The sequence below is a fragment of the Stenotrophomonas sp. 05N37 genome (assembly GCF_056397365.1).
On the sequence record NZ_JBFTNG010000012.1, the window covers coordinates 1 to 19,185 of the forward strand.

General features: G+C 68.5%; 12 protein-coding genes. 6 read left to right on the forward strand and 6 right to left on the reverse strand.

The window, feature by feature from the left end:
- Positions 1-365: 365 nt before the first annotated feature.
- The 3 genes from AC1DGC_RS19605 to AC1DGC_RS19615 are packed head-to-tail and all read right to left on the reverse strand — an operon-like array spanning position 366 to position 8,103.
- Positions 366-3,452, reverse strand: a complete 3,087-nt coding sequence (locus AC1DGC_RS19605; RefSeq protein ID WP_478048647.1) for an efflux RND transporter permease subunit — start codon at positions 3,450-3,452, stop codon at positions 366-368.
- Positions 3,449-6,958 (reverse strand): efflux RND transporter permease subunit, encoded by a 3,510-nt coding sequence (locus tag AC1DGC_RS19610; protein ID WP_478048648.1) that lies wholly within the window; start codon positions 6,956-6,958, stop codon positions 3,449-3,451. Before AC1DGC_RS19610 ends, AC1DGC_RS19605 begins: the two co-directional genes overlap by 4 nt.
- Positions 6,955-8,103, reverse strand: a complete 1,149-nt coding sequence (locus AC1DGC_RS19615) for an efflux RND transporter periplasmic adaptor subunit (protein WP_394164845.1) — start codon at positions 8,101-8,103, stop codon at positions 6,955-6,957. Before AC1DGC_RS19615 ends, AC1DGC_RS19610 begins: the two co-directional genes overlap by 4 nt.
- 205 nt (positions 8,104-8,308) lie before the next feature.
- Here AC1DGC_RS19615 and AC1DGC_RS19620 point away from each other — a divergent pair, with 205 nt between their 5' ends.
- Positions 8,309-8,704 (forward strand): c-type cytochrome, encoded by a 396-nt coding sequence (locus tag AC1DGC_RS19620; protein WP_259208408.1) that lies wholly within the window; start codon positions 8,309-8,311, stop codon positions 8,702-8,704.
- Positions 8,705-8,712: 8 nt separating this feature from the next.
- On the forward strand, positions 8,713-9,174 hold the full coding sequence (locus tag AC1DGC_RS19625; protein ID WP_259208405.1) for a c-type cytochrome: 462 nt from the start codon (positions 8,713-8,715) through the stop codon (positions 9,172-9,174).
- A gap of 642 nt (positions 9,175-9,816) precedes the next feature.
- On the opposite strand, the gene AC1DGC_RS19630 is transcribed toward AC1DGC_RS19625, so the two are convergent.
- Both AC1DGC_RS19630 and AC1DGC_RS19635 read right to left on the reverse strand, forming a co-directional pair.
- Entirely contained in the window at positions 9,817-11,700 is a 1,884-nt protein-coding gene (locus tag AC1DGC_RS19630) for an ATP-binding cassette domain-containing protein (RefSeq protein ID WP_478048649.1), read from the reverse strand.
- Between the two features lie 36 nt (positions 11,701-11,736).
- The gene (locus AC1DGC_RS19635) at positions 11,737-12,639 is read right to left on the reverse strand and encodes a LysR family transcriptional regulator (RefSeq protein ID WP_478048650.1); all 903 of its coding nucleotides are present in this window, start codon (positions 12,637-12,639) and stop codon (positions 11,737-11,739) included.
- A 110-nt stretch (positions 12,640-12,749) separates the two neighbouring features.
- Here AC1DGC_RS19635 and AC1DGC_RS19640 point away from each other — a divergent pair, with 110 nt between their 5' ends.
- Genes AC1DGC_RS19640 through dbpA form a run of 3 tightly spaced genes read left to right on the forward strand, consistent with a single transcriptional unit; the run spans position 12,750 to position 15,555 of the window.
- Positions 12,750-13,820 (forward strand): YeiH family protein, encoded by a 1,071-nt coding sequence (locus tag AC1DGC_RS19640; RefSeq protein ID WP_478048651.1) that lies wholly within the window; start codon positions 12,750-12,752, stop codon positions 13,818-13,820.
- Between the two features lie 41 nt (positions 13,821-13,861).
- Positions 13,862-14,131, forward strand: coding sequence for a hypothetical protein (locus AC1DGC_RS19645; protein ID WP_478048652.1), 270 nt, complete (start codon positions 13,862-13,864; stop codon positions 14,129-14,131).
- A 47-nt stretch (positions 14,132-14,178) separates the two neighbouring features.
- A complete protein-coding gene (dbpA, locus tag AC1DGC_RS19650) occupies positions 14,179-15,555 on the forward strand; it encodes an ATP-dependent RNA helicase DbpA (RefSeq protein WP_478048653.1) in 1,377 nt (458 codons plus the stop codon).
- A 259-nt stretch (positions 15,556-15,814) separates the two neighbouring features.
- Here the strand turns inward: dbpA and AC1DGC_RS19655 are convergent, their stop codons facing one another.
- The gene (locus AC1DGC_RS19655; RefSeq protein WP_259208390.1) at positions 15,815-16,351 is read right to left on the reverse strand and encodes an adenine phosphoribosyltransferase; all 537 of its coding nucleotides are present in this window, start codon (positions 16,349-16,351) and stop codon (positions 15,815-15,817) included.
- A gap of 309 nt (positions 16,352-16,660) precedes the next feature.
- On the opposite strand from AC1DGC_RS19655, the gene AC1DGC_RS19660 reads away from it, so the two are divergent.
- Positions 16,661-19,102 (forward strand): membrane-bound PQQ-dependent dehydrogenase, glucose/quinate/shikimate family, encoded by a 2,442-nt coding sequence (locus AC1DGC_RS19660; protein ID WP_478048654.1) that lies wholly within the window; start codon positions 16,661-16,663, stop codon positions 19,100-19,102.
- The last annotated feature ends 83 nt before the right edge of the window (positions 19,103-19,185 follow it).

Here is a 19,185-nt window from a genome sequence, read left to right on the forward strand (position 1 = left end):
CCCATGCCCTTTCCGGCGAATGTCCCCCGGCGTCGGCCTGCGGCCGCCCCCTCCTCCTTTATTTCGCCTCCAAGGGCATGGGGCCCCAGCGCCCAACCCACCGACCAGCGTCAGCGCCAGCAGAGCCTTGCTTCCACCTGCGCACCGCAAGCCGCGCCCCGTCGCAGCCGGTAGGCTCCTGGGCAAAATAAAGGAGGAGGCCGCCACGCGGCCGGGGGACATTTGCGCCAGGGGCCTACCGGCTGCTACGGGGCCCACATGCGCGCGACGGACCCGAACGGAGACACCGCCTGGCAGTGCCCACCCCGGCCCGACGGCCGGCACTACCGAACGCCGGGATTGTTGGCCGGCGGCCACCGGCCCGTTCAGGCGACCGTTGCCGCGTCGCCCTTCGCCGGCAGCCCGCGCGCACGGCGGATGATCCGCGACACCGCCGTGCTCATGTCATCGAGCATGGCGTAGATGGTCGGCAGGAACAGCAGGCTGACCACCGTCGAGAACGCCAGGCCGCCGGCGATGGCACGCGCCATCGGGTAGTACGGCGGGCCGTCGCCCAGCAGCTGGGTGTCGGTGAGCGAAATCGGCACCATGGCCAGGATCGCCGTGCCCATGGTCATCATGATCGGCCGCAGGCGCTCGCGCGAACCCTCCACCAGCGCCTGGGTGCGCCCTACCCCGCGCCGGCGCAGGTTGTTGATGTGCTCGATCATCACGATGCCGTTGTTCACCACCACCCCCATCAGCACCAGGATGCCGATGAAGGACATGATCCCGAACGACGTGCCGGTGAGCCAGAACAGCCAGAACACGCCGAAGATCGAGAACAGCACCCCGCTCATGATCGCGGCCGGGAACAACAGCGATTCGAACACCGCGGCCATCACCACGTAGATCATCACCAGCGCGATGATCAGGTTGAACAGCATCTGCTGCATGGCTTCGTTGTCGTTGCCGTAGTCGCCCCCATCGAAGGTGAAGCTGTAACCGGCCGGGAAGCTCATCGGCTTGAGGGTGTCCTCCATGGCCTTGCGTGCTTCCGGGGTGGTGATCTTCTCGGCAAGGTTGGCCTTGATGGTCAGGGTGGTCTGGCGGTTGGTGCGGGCAACCCGGGTAGCCGATGGCTTGATCGAGACGTCGACCAGGCTCAGCAGCGGGACCGAGCGGCCGTCGCCGGTACGCACGGTGAAGCTGGCCAGGTCTTCCGGGCTGCTCTGGTCGGCGCCGGCAAAGCGCACCCATACCGGCACTTCGCTGTCGCCGCGACGGAACTCCCGCAGCGGCGCGCCGCGCAGGGCCAGGCCGACGAAGCTGGCGACCTGTTCGGCGTTGAAGCCGAAGGCGGCGGCACGCTCGCGGTCGACGTGGATGGCCAGTTCGCTGCCCTTCTCGCCATTGTCGATGCGCACATCGCGCAGCTCCTTGCGCTGGGCCAGCAGGGGCACCACTTGTTCGCCGATCTCCTGCAGCATCTTGGTCGAGTCCCCGACCAGCTGCACCTGCACCGACTGGGTGCCGCCACCGCCACCATCCCCGCCTTGGTTGCCGACGATGTAGTCCGCGCGCGCCGAGCGCGGCAGGCCCTTGCGCAGCACTTCCTGCACGGCGGGCAGGTTGTCGGCATGCGCCGCGTCGAAGGTGACGGTGGTGCTGCTGCCTTCCTCTTCGCTGTACCAGGAATACACCTGGGTGATGTGCAGCTTCTCGCGGTTGTCATCCAGGTAGCGCTCGACGCGCGCGACTTCCTCGGACATCTGCCCGTAGGTGTAGGCACCCTTCCAGTTGTAGCCGATGAAGATGTCCTTGCCACCCTCACCGCCGAACATGTCGACCTTGGTCAGCTTCATCGGTACCAGGCTGACCAGCACCACCATCACGATGCCGAGCACGCTCCAGCCACGGTGTTCCAGCGTCCATTGCAGCAGGCGCGCGTAGCGGCGCTGCAGGCGTGCGATCACCCCGCTCTCCGAATGCACCAGCTTGGGCGTCTGCATGCGGGCCGACAGCATCGGGATCAGGCTGACCGCGACCAGCCACGACGCCAGCAGCGAGACCGAAATGGTGATCGCGATCTGCGCCATGAAGATGCTGATGTTGTTGGTTTCGCCGAACAGGTTGGGCACGAACACGATGCAGTGGCACAGCGTGCCGGCGCTGAGCGCGATGGCCACGTTGCGGGTGCCGACGATCGAGGCCAGCCGCGGCTGGTCGGGCATGCGCTCGCGTTCCTGGTAGATGCTCTCCACCACCACCACCGCGTTGTCCACCAGCATGCCGACCGCCAGCAGCAGGCCCATCATGCTCAGGATGTTGAGGGTGACGCCGGCGAAATACATGAAGCCCAGCGTGATCACGAAACAGATCGGGATCGCCAGGGTCACCATCAGCGTCGACGGCCAGTGGCGCAGGAAGAAGAACAGCACCGTGACCGACAGCAGCAGGCCGACCGCGCCGGCTTCGGCCAGTTCCAGCAGCGAGGAGGTGACCGTCTTGCCCTGGTTGTCGATCACCTTGATCTGCACGTCGCGCATCGATGGCTGCGTGCGGATCGCCTCGACCTCGGCCAGCGCCGCGCGCGAGACCTCCACCAGGTTGGCGCTGCGCTCCTTGTAGATGTCCAGGCCCACCGCCGGATTGCCATCCAGGCGCCGGCCGTAACTCATGCGGGTCGGCTTGAGGCGGATGTCGGCGATATCGCCCAGGCGCAGCCCCCGGGTGTCGATCACCAGGTCGCGCAGCTCCTGCAGGTCGGTGATCTCGCCGACCGGCTGGATGCGCACGCGCTGGCCGTTGTCGTCGATCTGCCCGGCGGAGATGGAAAAGTTGAGCGTGCGCAGGCGGTCGCTGAGGTCGTTGATGCTCAGGTTGTGCGCGGTCAGGCGGTCGGGGCTGATCGCGATCTCCACCTCGTTGGGCGGTGCGCCGGAGATGTTGACCCGGGCCACGCCGGGAATGCGCTCGATGCGCCGCTTGAACTCGCGGTCGAGCATGTCATACGCGCCGGTCAGGTCGGCGCTGCTGGCCAGGCGTACCTTCAGCACCGGCTCGTCGCTGCTGGACCACTTGAACACGTTGTAGCGCTGCAGATCGTCGGGCAGGTCGCTGCGGATCGCATCGATGCGCTCGCGCGCGTCGGAGGCGGCGATGGCGATGTCGCGGTCCCAGTCGGTGAACTCGATGAAGATGCTGGCGCCTTCGGAGGTGGCCGAGGAGCGCATGCGCTTGATCCCGGTCATGGTCGCCAGCGCCTCCTCGGTGGGGCGGATGATGTTGCGCTCCACCTCTTCCGGGGTGGAGCCGGTGTAGGGCACCTGCACGAACAGGAACGGCGCGGAGATGTCCGGCAGGGCTTCCAGCGGCAGCCGGAACGAGGCGATCAGCCCCACCACCACCAACGACACGAAGCACATGATGGTGGTGATCGGGCGGCGGATGGAGAACTCGGCGATGCTCATGCCGGCTCCTGTGCAGCGCCGCCGGCGGTGGGCTCGGCGTGGCCGGCGTGCTTGCGCCCACGTTCGCGGTAGTAGGCATCACCGCGTCGATCCAGCAGGTCGTACACCACCGGGATGACCACCAGGGTGAGCAGCGTGGACACCAGCAGGCCGCCGATCACGGTGATCGCCATCGGCGCGCGCACTTCGGCGCCCTCGCCCATCGCCACCGCCAGCGGCAGGAACCCGAACAGGGTGCACAGCGTGGTCATGATGATCGGGCGCAGGCGCGAGCGCGCGCCTTCGACCAGCGCCTGCTGCTTGGGCACGCCGGCTTCGCGCAGCTGGTTGACCTTGTCGATCAGGATGATGGCGTTCTTGGTGACCAGACCCACGAGCAGGATCAGGCCGATGAACACCACCACCGAGATCGGCTTGCCGCTCAGCATCAGCGCCAGGATCGCGCCCACCAGGGCCAGCGGGATGGTGAACAGGATGACGAACGGATGCAGCAGGGACTCGAACTGCGAGGCCATCACCAGGTAGACCAGGAAGATCGCCAGGCCGAAGGCGAAGATCAGCGAGCGCGCCGATTCGGCCAGCTCCTCGCCCTGTCCGCCGATGTGCATCGCCACGCCCGCGCCCAGCGGGTCCTTGGCGACCATCTCCTGCACTTCGCGCACCGCACCGCCCAGGTCGATGTCGCGCAGGTTGGCCGAGACCACCGCCACGCGGGTCTGGTCGGCGCGATGGATCTCGCTGGGGCCGTTGGTGGCGACCACCTCGGCCACCGCGTCCAGCGTGACCGGACGGCTGCTGCCGGGATTGACGATCAAGCGACGGATGCTGTCCACGCTGGCGCGGTCGCCTTCCTGGGCACGCACCAGCACGTCGATCTTGCGGTCGCGGAAACTGTAGCGGGTGGCCACGTCGCCACGCACTTTCTTGACCACCACGTCGGCGATCTGCCGCGTGGTCAGCCCCAGCGCGCCGGCGCGCTCCTGGTCGAAACGGATCTGGATTTCCGGGAAGCCCTCCTCCACCGTGGACTTGACGTCGGCATAGTGCGGGTTGTTGCGCAGCATCGCCGCCAGCGCCTGGCCGCCGCGTTCCAGCGTGGCCATGTCCTGGCCGCGCAGTTCCACTTCCAGCGGCGTGGAGAAGCTGAACAATGCCGGCCGCGCGAAATCGACCTGCACGCCGGGATGCTGCCGCATCGAATCACGCAGGCGCTCGGTGATTGCCGCTTCCGTGCGCGCGTCGCCGCCACCGGCCATCACCACGGTCAGCTTGCCGATGTTCTCACCGCTTTCGGTGGGGCTGGCATCCAGCCGCGTACCGCTGCCGCTGACGCCGTACAGGGACGCGATCTGCGCATCCTTGGCATGCGCCAACTGCAGCTCGCGGACCAGTGCGTCGGTCTGCTTGAGCGGCGTACCGGCCGGCAGCTTGGCGGTCATCTCGAAGCGGTCCTGGGCCAGCTGCGGGATGAGGTCGGCACCGAGCATCGGCACCAACGCCAGGCTGGCCGCGAACGCCAGCGCGGCCAGGCCCAGCACCTTGCCCGGATGATGCAGGGCCCCGGGCAGCAGCTTCAGGTAACCGCGCTCGGCACCGGCATAGGGCTTCATCGCGATGTCGCTGGCCTTGCGCATGACCGGGCCGATGACCGCGGCCAGGCCCCGCCAGACCCGGACCACCGCCCAGGCCAGGCCAAAGCAGCTCCAGCGCACCAGCGCGCCGATGCCACGGCGGCCGCCGGCGACCGGCTTGAGCCAGCGCTGTTGCGGCTGCCATGCGGCCTGCGCGGGCTCTTCCGGGAAGACCAGCGGCGGGCGGCCCTTGAGCGAACTCAGCATCGGGATCAGGGTCATCGACACCAGCAGCGAGATCGCGATGGCGATCGCCACGGTCAGCGCCTGGTCGCGGAACAGCTGGCCGGCAATGCCGTCCACGAACACCAGCGGCAGGAACACCGCGATGGTGGTGAGGGTGGAAGCGACCACGGCCATGCTCACTTCGCGGGTGCCGACGATGGCGGCCTGCAGGATGCCCAGCCCACGTTCGCGTGCCTTGGCGATGCTCTCCAGCACCACGATCGAGTCGTCCACGACCAGGCCGGTGGCCAGCGCCAGGCCGCCCAGCGACATGACGTTGAGGCTCAATCCCATCTGGCCCATGAAGAAGAACGTGGTGATGATCGAGACCGGCAGCGACAGGCTGATCACGAAGGTGCTCCAGCCGTCACGCAGGAACAGGAAGATGATCAGGATGGCCAGCAGGCCACCGATCACCGCGTCCTTCTTGACGTCGCTGATGGCGTGTTCGATGAAGCGCGACTGGTCTTCGATGGTGGTCAGTTCGGCATCGCCGGGGATCTGGCCCTTGATCTGCTCCAAACGCGCACGCAGCGCCTCGGCGGTGGCCACGGTGTTGGCGTCGCCTTCCTTGTAGATGGCCAGCTCGACCGCTTCCCTGCCGCCCAGGCGGATGATCGCCTCGCGCTCCTTGTAGCCCTGGCGCACGCTGGCGACATCCTTCAGCCGCACCGGCACGCCATTGGCGATGGTGGAGGAACTGCTGCTGGAGGCGCTCTGCGCCGCAGAGGCGGCCGCGACGGCCGCGTCCGAACCGGTGGAGGCGGCGATCGCGAACATCTGCTGCATGGCTGCGTCGGCAGCGCTGCCATTGCTGCCCTGGGTGGTCACCAGCAGGTTGCGGATGTCCTCCAGGTCGGCGAACTGATTGACGGTGCGCACCAGGAAGCGCTGCGAACCTTCCTCCAGGCGACCGCCGGAGATGTTGATGTTCTCTTCCTTGAGCCGCTTGATGACGTTGTCGATCGGCAGGTTGAGCTGGGCCAGCTTCTGCTGGTCGATGTCCACCTGGATCTCGTCTTCCAAGCCACCGCCCACCTTGACCGCGGCCACGCCGGCCACCGGCTCCAGCTTCTTCTTCAGGTCCTCGTCGGCGTAGCGGCGGAGCTCGGTGAGCTGGCGCACCGCATCGGTCGCCGAGGCTGCATCGGCCTTGGCCGAAATCACCAGGCGCATGATCGGTTCGGTGGACGGATTGAAGCGCAGCAGCACCGGGGCCTTGGCCTCCAGCGGCAGGTTCAGCGCTTCCATCTTGTCGCGCACCTCCAGGCTGGCCTGGTCCATGTTGGTGCCCCAGGCGAACTCCAGCACCACATCGCTCTGCCCGGTGCGCGAGACCGACTTGAGCTTGCGCAGGTTCTTGACCACGCCCACGGCCTCTTCGACCGGTTCGCTGATCAGGGTTTCGATTTCGGTCGGCGCCGCACCGGTGTACTCGGTGCGCACGGTCAGGGTGGGATAGCTCAGGTCGGGCAGCAGGTTGACCTTGAGGTTGCCGAGGGCGATGAAGCCGAACAGCATCAGCGTCACCGTGCACATGGCGATGGTGACGCGGCGGCGGGTGGCGAATTCCACCAGGCCGCCGCCGTGTGCCCCCGGCCGCCCGCCGTGGTGCGGATCGTTGCCGTGGTCGTTGCCGGCCGAGGTCATTGACGGCTCTCCGCCTTCTTCGCCGGTGGCGCCGCGGCGGCGGTGGTGGTCGGCCTGGCGCCGATCACCTGCACCGCGGTGCCATCACGCAGGGCCACCTTGCCGGCGGTGACGACCTGGTCGCCTTCGGCCAGGCCGTCGCGGATCTCCACCCACGGGCCTTCGGCGTAGCCCAGCGTGACCGGCACCCGTGCGACCTTGCCGGCGCGCACGCGGAACACCGCCGGCTCGCCGTCGTCGAGCAGCGCAAGGCGCGGCACCACCAGCGCGTCGGCGCGCTGGTCGTAGTCGATCCGGATGCGGCCGAACATGCCCGGCTGCAGGCCCTGGGCATCTTCGCCGAACCCGCTGACCACGCGGAACGTACCGCTGCCGGCGTCGACCACCGGCGAGATGCGGTCGACCACGCCGGGGAACGATTTACCCGGCAGCGCGTCGGCCACCAGCGTCACCGGCTGGCCGGCGCGCAGCGTGGCCAGTTCGCGCTCGGGCACGTTGAGGGTGGCCTCCAGGCGGGAGTTGTCGATGATCCGGAAGATCGGCGTGTTGATCTGCACGAAGTTGCCGGTCTTGATCGAGCGCGAGGCGATCACGCCGGAGATCGGCGCCACCACCGTGGTGTAGGACAGCTCCAGCGTGGCCAGGCGGTACTGCGCGCGGGCGTTCTCCACGTCGTACTTGATCTGGTCGACGTCGGCGGCGCTGACCATCTGCTGGCCGATCAGCTTCTGCGCACGCTGGTAGTTGTTCTCCAGTTTGCGCATCACCGCTTCGCTCTGGGCCACCGCCAGCCGCGCGCGATCCGGGTCCAGCCGCACCAGCGGCTGCCCGGCGCGGACCGGCTGACCCTCCTCCACCAACACCGCCAATGCCACGCCGGAGGTCTTGGCCACCACCTGCGACTCGGCGCGCGCTTCCAGTGCAGCAGTGCCGGTGTAACTGGCCGCCACCGCGCGACGGCTGGCGGTCACTGCCTCGACCGGCACCGCGTCCACCGCCTTCTGGGCCTTGGGGTCCTTTTCGGCGGCCTGGGCATCGGCGGTGCCGGTGCCCGCGCCGCAGCCACTCAGCAGCAGGGAGGTAGAGAGAAGCAGGGCAGCGGCGCAGGTTCCGGTGCGGCCGTGCAGGAGAGAAGTTCGCGACATCGTCGTGTCCCTGAAGGATGCGTGGGCAGGTGTGGTAGCAAAGTAATGCACCACGTCACGATCACACCATATCCCAAAGGTCATGGTGACCTGCGGCAACCTCCCTGCGCGGGCCGGTTTCAGCTAGCTGAAAACGCAGGCTATACTCGGGCCAGTTCCGTACCCCACGCCGGAACGACCAGACCCGTACACCGGAAAGGACATCATGCGCCCGCAGCCGCTCGCCGCTTGTCTTCTGGCCGTCCTCCTGCCCCTCGGGGCCGCCGCACAGGCCGCCACTGCTCCTGCAGTACCCGCAGCACCTGCCGCACCTGCCACCGCCCCTGCCGCCGCCGCGCCCGCCCCCCTCACCGGGAGCTTCGACAATGGCCGCGTGCTCGCCTATACCTGCCAGGGGTGTCACGGCATCACCGGCTACAAGAACGCCTACCCCAGCTACCGGGTGCCCAAGATTGGCGGGCAGACCCAGCAGTACCTCAGCCAGGCGCTGAGCGAATACCGCCAGGGCAAGCGCCGACATCCCACGATGCAGGCGCAGTCCATGAGTTTCAGCGAACAGGAGATCGCCGATCTCGCTGTTTACCTGTCCACCGTCAAATAAGCGCGCTCATGTCGAAAGCCACGCCCTTCAAGCGTCACGCCATCGCCCTGTCCGTTGCCCTGCTGATGACTGCGTGTTCGCAGTCGCAGGTGGAAAACAGCGCAGATTCCGCCGCCGATCCGGGCCACGCCAGTGGCGAGCACGGGTCCGGCTCCTCCGCCGGCCTGCCCGCCGGTCGCATCGCCGCCGGTGAGGCCCGGGCCCAGGTCAAAGGCAAAGCGACCGGGCAGAGCTGCATCGACTGCCATGGGGCCGACGGCAACAAGCCGATCGACCCGACCTACCCGAAACTGGGCGGGCAATACGGCGACTATCTGGCGCATGCATTGCAGGCCTATCGGGCCGGCGACCGCCAACATGCGTTGATGACCCCGCAGGCAACCGGCCTGAGCGATCAGGACATTGCCGACCTCGCCGCGTATTTCGGGTCGCGGCCGAGCCAGTTGCGGGACCTGCACGGGGTGAAATGACCGCGGTAGCGCCGACCGTTGGTCGGCTGCCTATCATGACCCTCTGAATGGTAGAGCCGACCGTTGGTCGGCTGCCTTTCGTTCGGGCGTCATGAACCTCTGACGCCAGCCGACCAACGGTCGGCTCTACAGGTGAGGCCGACCAACGCTCGGTTCCACGCGTGAGGGCTGAATGGTAGAGCCGACCGTTGGTCGGCTGCCTTCCGTCCGGGCGTCATGAACCTCTGACGCCAGCCGACCAACGGTCGGCTCTACGGGTGAAGCCGACCAACGGTCGGTTCCACGGGTGAGGGCTGAATGGTAGAGCCGACCGTTGGTCGGCTGCCCTTCGTTCGGGCGTCATGAACCTCTGACGCCAGCCGACCAACGGTCGGCTCTACAGGTGAGGCCGACCAACGGTCGGTTCCACGGGTGAGGGCTGAATGGTAGAGCCGACCGTTGGTCGGCTGCCTTTCGTTCGGGCGTCATGACCCCCTGAATGGTAGAGCCGACCGTTGGTCGGCTGCCTTTCGTTCGGGCGTCATGAACCTCTGACGCCAGCCGACCAACGGTCGGCTCTACGGGTGAGGCCGACCCGCGGTCTTTTCCATACGTCCCGTACCGTCAAGCCGACCAACGGTCGGCTCTACGCCGATCACGGGATCAGGCGTCCAGCTCTTCCCAGCGTGCGTAGGCGGCATCCAGTTCGGCCTGCAGCTTGCCGAGCTGCTGGGTGTGCGCGGCCATGTCGGCGGCGCTGCGCTGGTAGAACGCCGGGTCGTTCATCGCGGCGGTGAGGCCTTCGACGTCCTTCTCCAGGGTTTCGATCTTCAGCGGCAACTGTTCCAGCTCGCGTGCGTCCTTGTAGCTGAGCTTGCGCTTGGGCTCGGCCGGGGCCGCAGCGGCCGCTGCAGCCGCCACGGGCCTGGGCGCCGCCACCGGTGCCGACGCGGCCGCCGCCGCCACGCGTGCGGCGTGGCGCTGCCAGTCGGTGTAGCCGCCGACGTACTCGCCGACCACGCCGTCGCCTTCCATGACCATGGTGGAGGTCACCACGTTGTCGAGGAAGTCACGGTCATGGCTGACCAGCAGCAAGGTGCCGGTGTAGTCGCTCAGCAGCTCTTCGAGCAGCTCGAGGGTTTCCACGTCCAGGTCGTTGGTCGGTTCATCCATCACCAGCAGGTTGGACGGCTGCGCGAACAGCTTGGCCAGCAGCAGGCGGTTGCGCTCGCCGCCGGACAGGCGGGTGATCGGTGCACGCGCGCGCTCGGGCGAGAACAGGAAGTCCTGCAGGTAGGCATGCACGTGCTTGCGCTTGCCGTTGAACTCGATGAAATCGCGGCCTTCGGCCACGTTCTCGATCGCGGTCCAGTCTTCGCGCAGCACCGCGCGGTACTGGTCGAAATAGGCAATCTGCAGGTTGGTGCCGGCGCGCACTTCACCACTCTGCGGCTGCAGGTCACCCAGCAGCAGCTTGAGCAGCGTGGTCTTGCCGCTACCGTTGGGACCGATCAGGCCGATGCGGTCGCCGCGCAGGATGACGGTGCTGAAATCCTTGACCATCATCCGCTCGCCGAAGGCGAAGGAGATGTCCTTGACGTCGATGACCTTCTTGCCGGAGTTCTCCGCCTGCGCCGCTTCCATGCGCACGTTGCCGCCGAGTTCGCGGCGCTGCGAGCGGTCGTTGCGCATCGCCTTCAGGCGGCGCACGCGGCCTTCGTCGCGGGTACGCCGGGCCTTGATGCCCTGGCGGATCCAGATTTCCTCCTGGGCCAGCAGTTTGTCGAAGCGCGCGTTTTCCTGCGCCTGCGCGTTCATGCGCTCTTCGCGGCGGCGCTCGTAGTTGGCCCAGTCGCCCGGCCAGCTGGTGACCTGGCCGCGGTCGATCTCGACGATGCGGGTGGCCAGTGCACGCAGGAAACGACGGTCATGGGTGACGAACACCACGCTGCCGTTCCAGTTCTTGAGGAACATTTCCAGCCAGTCGATGGCCTCGATGTCCAGGTGGTTGGTCGGTTCGTCCAGCAGCAGCAGATCCGGCGAGGACACCAGCGCGCGGCCGAGCAGCACGCGCCGCTTCATGCCGCCGGACAGGCGCGCGAACTCCGCCTCGCCATCCAGGTCGAGCTTGGTCAGGGTCTCGCTGACGCGCTGGTCCAGGCCCCAGCCGTTGGCGGCGTCGATCTTGGCCTGCACGGCCGAGAGGGCATCGCCGTCGAAGTCGTCGGCCATGCTCAGGTGGTGGAATTCGGCCAGCCACTGGCCCAGCTCGCCGAGGCCATCGGCCACCACGTCGAAGACGCTGCCGGCGGCACCGTGCGGCACCTCCTGTTCCAGGCGGGTGATGCGCACCCCCTGCTGCACGCGGACTTCGCCGTCATCGGGCTTGTGATCGCCGGACAGCAGTTTGAGCAGGGTCGATTTGCCGGCGCCGTTGCGGCCGATCAGGGCGATACGCTCGCCCGGCTCGATCGACAGTTCGGCTTTTTCCAGCAACAAGGGGCCGCCGACGCTGAAGTCGACGTTTTGCAGAGTAATCAGAGGCATCCGCCCATTGTACGGGCTGGCGGCGCGCGGCGTCGCTCAGGCGTGCGCGAAAGCGTCCGGCGGCAGCGCCAGGAGCGCGGCCAACGCCGGCGGCACCTGCTTGCCTGGGTGCCGCACCACCCACAACTGGCGCGACAACGGCGGCAGCGGAGTATCCAGGATGCGCAGGGTGCCCAGTGCCACCAGATCGGCCACGGCATGCCTGGACAGGCAGGCCACGCCCAGCCCCGCCGCGGCCGCCTGCTTGATGGCCTCGGTACTGCCCAGCTGCATCGACCGGCCGAAGTGGTGCAAGTGCGGCAGCAGCGCCTGCTCCACCGCCTCGCGGGTGCCCGAGCCGGGTTCGCGCAACAGCCAACGGGCCGCGGCCAGCGCGGCCAGGTCCGGCGCCGGGCCCAGCGGCGCGCCTGCCGCAGCGACGATCACCAGGGCATCGCGCTGCCACGGCAGCACCTGCAGGCCGCTGTCATGGCAGGGCCCTTCGATCAGGCCCAGGTCCACCTCCAGCCGCTGCACCGCCGCGACCACGTCGGCGCTGTTGCCGATGCGCAGATCGACCTGCGCCAGGGGATTGCCGGCGAGCAGCGAGGCGACCCGGGCCGGCAGCAGATAGTTGCCGATGGTGGTGCTGGCGCCGATCCGAAGGTGCAGCGGGGGGCCGCCGGCGCCGGCCTCGCGGCCGATGCCGGCCATCGCCTCCAGCTCGGTGGCGCCCACCAGCAGCGCACGCGCCGGCCCCAGCAATGCGCGGCCCTGTGCGTTGAGCACCAGCCGGCGCCCAATCCGGTCGAACAGCGGCGCCGGGAGCTGGGTCTCCAGCTCGTTGAGCGCGGCGCTGGTGGCCGACTGCGACAACGCCAACTGCTCGCCTGCCGCCGCAGTAGTGCCGGCGTCGGCGACGCCCACGAAAACCTGCCATTGGCGAAGGGTGATGTGCATCCGGCCATTAACCCATTTATCGGGTTGAAATTACATGAATAATCCGTTTTACAGGTTCAATGGACGATTCCATCCTGACGATCTGCATTGATTGGAGTTCTGCCGTGACCATGTCCACCGCTTCTCTGCCGCTTCCGCCCCTTATCCAGCGTTGGCGCGGGCGCCTGCCGGGGCTGCTGCTCACCCTGCTGGTGGCCGCGACGGCAATGGGCCTGGCCACCCTGCCCTGGCTGCAGGCGCACGGCATCAGCGCGTTGACCCTGGCCATCGTGCTCGGTATCGCGCTCGGCAACAGCGTCTACCCGCGCATCGCCGCGCAGGCCGCGCCGGGCGTGGGCTTCTCCAAACAGTGGCTGCTGCGCACCGGGATCGTGCTGTATGGCCTGCGGCTGACCTTCCAGGACATCGGCCAGGTCGGCGTGGCCGGTGTGCTGATCGACGCCCTGGTGCTGGCCAGCACCTTCGCGCTGGCCTGGTGGGCCGGCACCCGCTGGTTCGGCATGGATCGCGAGAGTGCGCTGTTGATCGGCGCGGGCAGCGCGATCTGCGGCGCCGCGGCAGTGATGGCCGCCGAACCGGTGGTGCGCGGCCGCGCCGGCCAGGTGACCGTGGCGGTAGCGACGGTGGTGGTGTTCGGCACGCTGGGGATGTTCCTGTACCCGCTGCTGTACCAGCTCAATCTGGCCCATGGCGGGCTGACGATGGGCGAAGCGGCCTACGGCGTGTTCACCGGCTCGACCGTGCACGAGGTGGCGCAGGTGGTCGCGGCCGGACGCGCGGTCAGCGAGGGCGCCGCCGATACCGCGGTGATCGCCAAGATGGTGCGGGTGATGATGCTGGCTCCGTTCCTGGTCGCGCTGTCGTTGCTGCTGGCGCGCGGCCGTGCGACGCAACCCGGCGCCGGACGCGCGGCGATCGTGGTGCCCTGGTTCGCGTTCGGGTTCGTGGCGGTGGCCGGAATCAATTCGCTGCACGTACTGCCTTCGGCCGTGGTCGCCGCGGCCATCGACGTCGATACGGTGCTGCTGGCCATGGCGATGGCCGCGCTGGGACTGACCACCCACGTCTCGGTGCTGCGCCAGGCCGGGCTGAAGCCGCTGATGCTGGCCCTGCTGCTGTTCGGCTGGCTGATCGGCGCCGGGCTGGCCATCAACCTGGGCGTGCATGCCTGGCTGGGGTGAGCCACGGGCCGTGCAACACTACGGCGATGAAATCTGCGCGCGTGCCCCCTGTCGATCGCAGCTGCCTGCGTATCCCCTACCGGCTGCTGCTGCAGCGCTACGCGGCCGCGGATGACGCCGAAGACGACCTGCTTGAACTGGTGCGCCAGGTCGCCGGCGCGGATGCGGCGGTGTGCTGGAAGGAAGATATCGAGCATTCCAATCCATGGTTTCACACGCTGATTCTGGACGTCAGCGCCAGCCTCGGCGAGTTCAGCCACGCCCAGCACGGCGCCTTGATGCACCGCCTGCGGGCGCTGGATCTGGCCTGAGCCTGGCCGGCACCGCCCGGCGAGCGGCGCAGCGGGTAGAATGCGCCATGAACGAATTCTCCGAACTGCCCCTGTCGGCCTCGCTGGCGGCGGGCATCGACGCGCTGGGCTATACCCGCATGACCCCCGTGCAGGCGCAGAGCCTGCCGGCCATCCTTGATCGCCGCGACCTGATCGCACAGGCCCCGACCGGCAGCGGCAAGACCGCCGCCTTCGGCCTGGGCCTGCTGCAGGCGCTGGACCCGGCGGTGATCCGCGCCCAGGCGCTGGTGCTGTGCCCCACCCGCGAGTTGGCCGACCAGGTGGGCAAGCAGATCCGCAAGCTGGCCACCGGCATTCCCAACCTCAAGCTGGTGGTGCTCACCGGCGGCATGCCGCTGGGCCCGCAACTGGCCTCGCTGGAAGCGCACGACCCGCACGTGGTGGTGGGCACGCCCGGACGCATCCAGGAGCTGGGCCGCAAGCGCGTGCTCAAGCTCGGCGGGGTGACCACGCTGGTGCTGGACGAAGCCGACCGCATGCTCGACATGGGCTTCGAAGAGCCCATCCGCGAGATCGCCGGGCGCACCAGCAAGGACCGCCAGACGCTGCTGTTCTCGGCCACCTATCCGGATGAGATCCGCACGATCGCGCGCGAGCTGCTGCGCGATCCGGTCGAGGTGACCGTCGAAGGCGCCGACAACGCGCCGGCGATCCGCCACCTGTTCTGCGAGACCGACCTGGCCAGCAAGCAGAAGGCACTGGCCGGGCTGCTGCTCAAGTACAACCCGGAATCGACCGTGGTGTTCTGCAATACGCGCCGCGATGTGGACGACGTGGCCAACTCGCTGCAGCAGTTCGGCTTCTCCGCGTTGCCACTGCATGGCGAAATGGAGCAGCGCGACCGCGACGAGGTCCTGGTGCGCTTCGCCAACCGCAGCTGCAACGTACTGGTGGCCAGCGACGTGGCCGCGCGCGGGCTGGACGTGCAGGACCTGGCGGCGGTGATCAACTACGAGCTGCCGACCGACATCGAGACCTACGAACACCGCGTGGGCCGCACCGGTCGCGCCGGCGCGACCGGCCTGGCGATCAGCCTGGTGACCGGCCGCGAGCGCAACCGCGCCGACGCGCTGGAAGCGGCGCAGGGCAAGCCACTGGACTGGCAGAAGACCCCCCTGGCGACCGCCCGCCCGGCGGTGCTGCCGCAGGCGGCCATGGAGACCCTGCGTATCGACGGCGGCAAGACCGACAAGCTGCGCCCCGGCGACATCCTCGGCGCACTGACCGGCGACGCCGGGCTGTCGGCCAAGGTGATCGGCAAGATCGACATCTATGCCACCCGCTCGTACGTGGCGATCGCACGCGAGCATGTCGGCCGGGCGATTGCGCGGCTGGAAGCGGGCAAAATCAAGGGCCGTCGGTTCCGCGTCCGCAAGATGTAAGCGACGCGCGGTGGGAGGGCGGCCATGCCCCCGTACACCCGACCGTTGGTCGGCTGCTCCCGCCCCCGTAGAGCCGACCGTTGGTCGGCTGCTCCCCCGCCGTAGAGCCGACCGTTGGTCGGCTGCTCCCGCTCAAGGAGCCACCGGCCAGCGGCCAGCGGCCGGCCCTACCAAAGCTGGATCAACGCCAGCCGATCAACAGCAGCCGACCAACGGTCGGCTCTACGGTGGGCGGTGGCATGGCCACCGCGCCGAGGCGTCAATACACCAGGTTGGCCAGCAGCGGCACATCCGCCGCCCAGCGCTCGCGCCCGCCCAGGCCGGCCAGCTCCACCAGCACCGCGGCGCCGAGCACCTCGACCTGCAACTGGCGCGCCAGCGACAGTGCCGCCAGCAGGGTGCCGCCGGTGGCCAGCACGTCATCGATGATCAGCACGCGCGCGCCCGGCGGCAACGCATCGGCATGCACTTCGATGCTGTCGGTGCGGTATTCCAGCGTGTAGTCCTGCTTGAGCGTGCGGCCCGGCAGCTTCCCCGGCTTGCGCACCGGCACGAAGCCCACGCCCAGCACGCGCGCCATCGCCGCACCCAGGATGAAACCGCGCGATTCGATGCCCATCACCGCCTGCAGGTTGGCCGTGCGCCACGGTTCGACCATCGCATCGATGGCGGCGGCGAAATCCTCGCCGTTGGCCAGCAGCGGCATGATGTCCTTGAACAAAATGCCCGGCTTGGGGAAGTCGGCGATGTCGCGCAGGCGGCCGGCCCAGGCGGGCGTGGCGGAAGACTCGGTCATGGGCGGGAAACCAAACGGGTGGCATAGGGTAAACGCTTCGGCCGGGCACCGCCCGCGACCGGCGGCCGCTGCGTTGCTGCGTTCCAGCGATGGCATGGCAAGTTCACGCGTAAATCGCACATCGGTGCGATAATCGCCCTAACCGGTCGTTCACTTCGTTTCCGCGATAAGCAGCGGAACATCCGTCGCGCTGTCGCCAGGCGATGCATGCAGGCAAGGTGACGCCCGACGGTCCCCGCCACGCTGGTCGCGCGCGGGCCTGCCCGCTGCCGGTCGGCAACGGGTTTCCTCTGTAGAGGTTCATGCAACGTGAACGAGAACAAGAAACAGTCGGCGACCTGCCGGATCCTGGTCATCCTGCTCGGCGTGCTGGTCATGCTGTTCGGCCTGGCCCTGCTGGTCGGCGGTATCCGCCTGGTACAACTGGGCGGCAGTGTCTACTTCCTGCTGATGGGCGCCGCCTCGCTGCTGGCCGGCGTGTTGTTGGCCGCACGCCGCCCCGCGGGCGCGCTTGTGTATGGCGTGGCCTTCGTGGCCACCGCCGTCTGGGCCGTGGCCGATGCGGGCCTGGAATTCTGGCCGCTGGTCTCGCGCCTGGTGATGCCGGCGGTGCTGGCGCTGCTGGTGGCGCTGGCCTGGCCCGCGTTGCGGCGCGCCCGCGGAGTGCCCGCCGGACGCGGCGCGTACGGCGTGGCCGCGTTGCTGCTGGTCGGCCTGCTCGCCACTGCCGTCTCGGCGTTCCAGCCGCGCCCGGTGGTGACCGCGCAGGGCCAGCGACCGGCCGTGGTGCCGGTGGCCAAGGGCAGCGAACAGCGTGACTGGATGCACTGGGGCAACACCACCGGCGGCACCCGTTTCGCCGCGCTGGACCAGATCACCCCGGACAACGTGGACCAGTTGCAGGTCGCCTGGACCGCACATACCGGCGATGTCCCGCAGAGCGACGGCTTCGGTGCCGAGGACCAGGTCACCCCGCTGCAGATCGGGCAGACCCTGTACGTGTGCACGCCGCACAACCAGGTGATCGCGATGGACGTGGACAGCGGCAAGCAGCGCTGGTCGTTCGATCCCAAGGCGACCGCGCCGAACTGGCAGCGCTGCCGTGGACTGGGCTACTTCGACGCCAGCCTGCCGATCGCGGGCGTGCCAACCGTGGCCGCCGCGGTCGCTGCCCCCGCCCCCGCACCCCCGGCGCCCGCCCTGGCCGCCGCGCCCCCCGCCCCGGCGTTGTGCGAAAAGCGCATCCTGATGACCTCGATCGACGCGCGCCTGTTTGCCCTGGATGCGGCCACCGGTGCGGCCTGCCCGGACTTCGGCGTCAATGGCGTGGTCGACCTGAAGGTCGGCATGGGCGAGATCAAGCCCGGCTTCTACACCCTCACCGCCGCGCCGTTGGTGGCCGGTGAGCTGGTGATCGTCGGCGGCCGCGTGGCCGACAACATCGAGGTCGGCGAGCCGTCCGGCGTGGTGCGCGCGTACAACGTGCGCAGCGGTGCGCTGGCCTGGGTCTGGGACCTGTCCAAGGAGACCCCGGACGTGCCGCTGGATCCGTCCATCCACTACACGCGCGCCACCCCGAACGTGTGGACCTCCATGGCCTACGACCCGCAGCTGGGCCTGGTCTACCTGCCGACCGGCAACACCACCCCGGACCAGTGGGCCGGTGAGCGCACTCCGCAGGACGACAAGTACAGCTCGGCCGTGGTCGCCCTCGACGTGGCCACCGGCAAGGAGCGCTGGGTCTACCAGACCGTCCACCACGACCTGTGGGACTACGACCTGCCCGCGCAGCCCACCCTCACCGACGTGCCCGACGGCAAGGGTGGCACCCTGCCGGCACTGCTGCAGATCACCAAGGCCGGCCAGGTGTTCATGCTCAACCGCGCCACCGGCCAGCCGATCACCGAGGTGCGCGACATCCAGGCACCGCAGGGCCACGCCGACGGCGAGCGCTATTCGCCCACCCAGCGGCTGTCGGTGGGCCTGCCGCAGATCGGCGCGCAGACGCTGACCGAATCGGACATGTGGGGCGCCACGCCGATCGACCAGATGCTGTGCCGCATCCAGTTCAAGGGCTTCCGCTACGACGGCATGTTCACCCCGCCGGGCGAGGACCTGGCGCTGCAGTGGCCTGGCTCGCTGGGCGGCATGAACTGGGGCAGCGCCTCGGTCGATCCGACCACCGGCTACCTGTTCGTCAACGACATGCGCCTGGGCCTGTGGACCAAGCTGATCCCGCGTGCACAGATGACCACCGGCGCCGGCGGCGTAGAAATGGGCGCGGCCTCGCAGACCGGTACGCCGTACGGCTCGCTGCGCGACCGCTTCCTGTCCAAGCTCGGCATTCCCTGCCAGAAGCCGCCGTTCGGCACGTTGTCGGCCATCAACCTGGCCACCCACCAGCTGGTCTGGCAGGTGCCGGTGGGCACGGTGAAAGACACCGGTCCGATGGGCATCAAGATGCGCCTGCCGATCCCGATCGGCATGCCCACCCTGGGCGGCTCGCTGGCTACCCAGTCCGGCCTGCTGTTCTTCGCCGGTACCCAGGATTACTACCTGCGCGCCTACGACAGCCGCAGCGGCAAGGAAGTGTGGAAGGCGCGGATGCCGGTGGGCAGCCAGGGCACGCCGATCACCTATGTGTCGCCGACGACCGGGCGCCAGTACGTGGTGATTTCCGCCGGCGGCGCGCGCCAGTCGCCGGATCGCGGTGATTACGTGATCGCCTACGCGCTGCCGGCCGCGCACTGAGCCACGCGCGCCACGGTCGCCCGACCGTGGCGCATCGGCTTCGCTTCGCTGCGTGCAGCCTTTACCATGCACGATCACCGAGC

What these genes read in the sequence shown, in the direction of transcription:
- AC1DGC_RS19605 (WP_478048647.1), bottom strand. Translation starts at nt 3,452, where the DNA reads ATGAGCATCGCCGAGTTCTCCATCCGCCGCCCGATCACCACCATCATG.
- AC1DGC_RS19610 (WP_478048648.1), bottom strand. Translation starts at nt 6,958, where the DNA reads ATGACCTCGGCCGGCAACGACCACGGCAACGATCCGCACCACGGCGGG.
- AC1DGC_RS19615 (WP_394164845.1), bottom strand. Translation starts at nt 8,103, where the DNA reads ATGTCGCGAACTTCTCTCCTGCACGGCCGCACCGGAACCTGCGCCGCT.
- AC1DGC_RS19620 (WP_259208408.1), top strand. Translation starts at nt 8,309, where the DNA reads ATGCGCCCGCAGCCGCTCGCCGCTTGTCTTCTGGCCGTCCTCCTGCCC.
- AC1DGC_RS19625 (WP_259208405.1), top strand. Translation starts at nt 8,713, where the DNA reads ATGTCGAAAGCCACGCCCTTCAAGCGTCACGCCATCGCCCTGTCCGTT.
- AC1DGC_RS19630 (WP_478048649.1), bottom strand. Translation starts at nt 11,700, where the DNA reads ATGCCTCTGATTACTCTGCAAAACGTCGACTTCAGCGTCGGCGGCCCC.
- AC1DGC_RS19635 (WP_478048650.1), bottom strand. Translation starts at nt 12,639, where the DNA reads ATGCACATCACCCTTCGCCAATGGCAGGTTTTCGTGGGCGTCGCCGAC.
- AC1DGC_RS19640 (WP_478048651.1), top strand. Translation starts at nt 12,750, where the DNA reads ATGTCCACCGCTTCTCTGCCGCTTCCGCCCCTTATCCAGCGTTGGCGC.
- dbpA (WP_478048653.1), top strand. Translation starts at nt 14,179, where the DNA reads ATGAACGAATTCTCCGAACTGCCCCTGTCGGCCTCGCTGGCGGCGGGC.
- AC1DGC_RS19655 (WP_259208390.1), bottom strand. Translation starts at nt 16,351, where the DNA reads ATGACCGAGTCTTCCGCCACGCCCGCCTGGGCCGGCCGCCTGCGCGAC.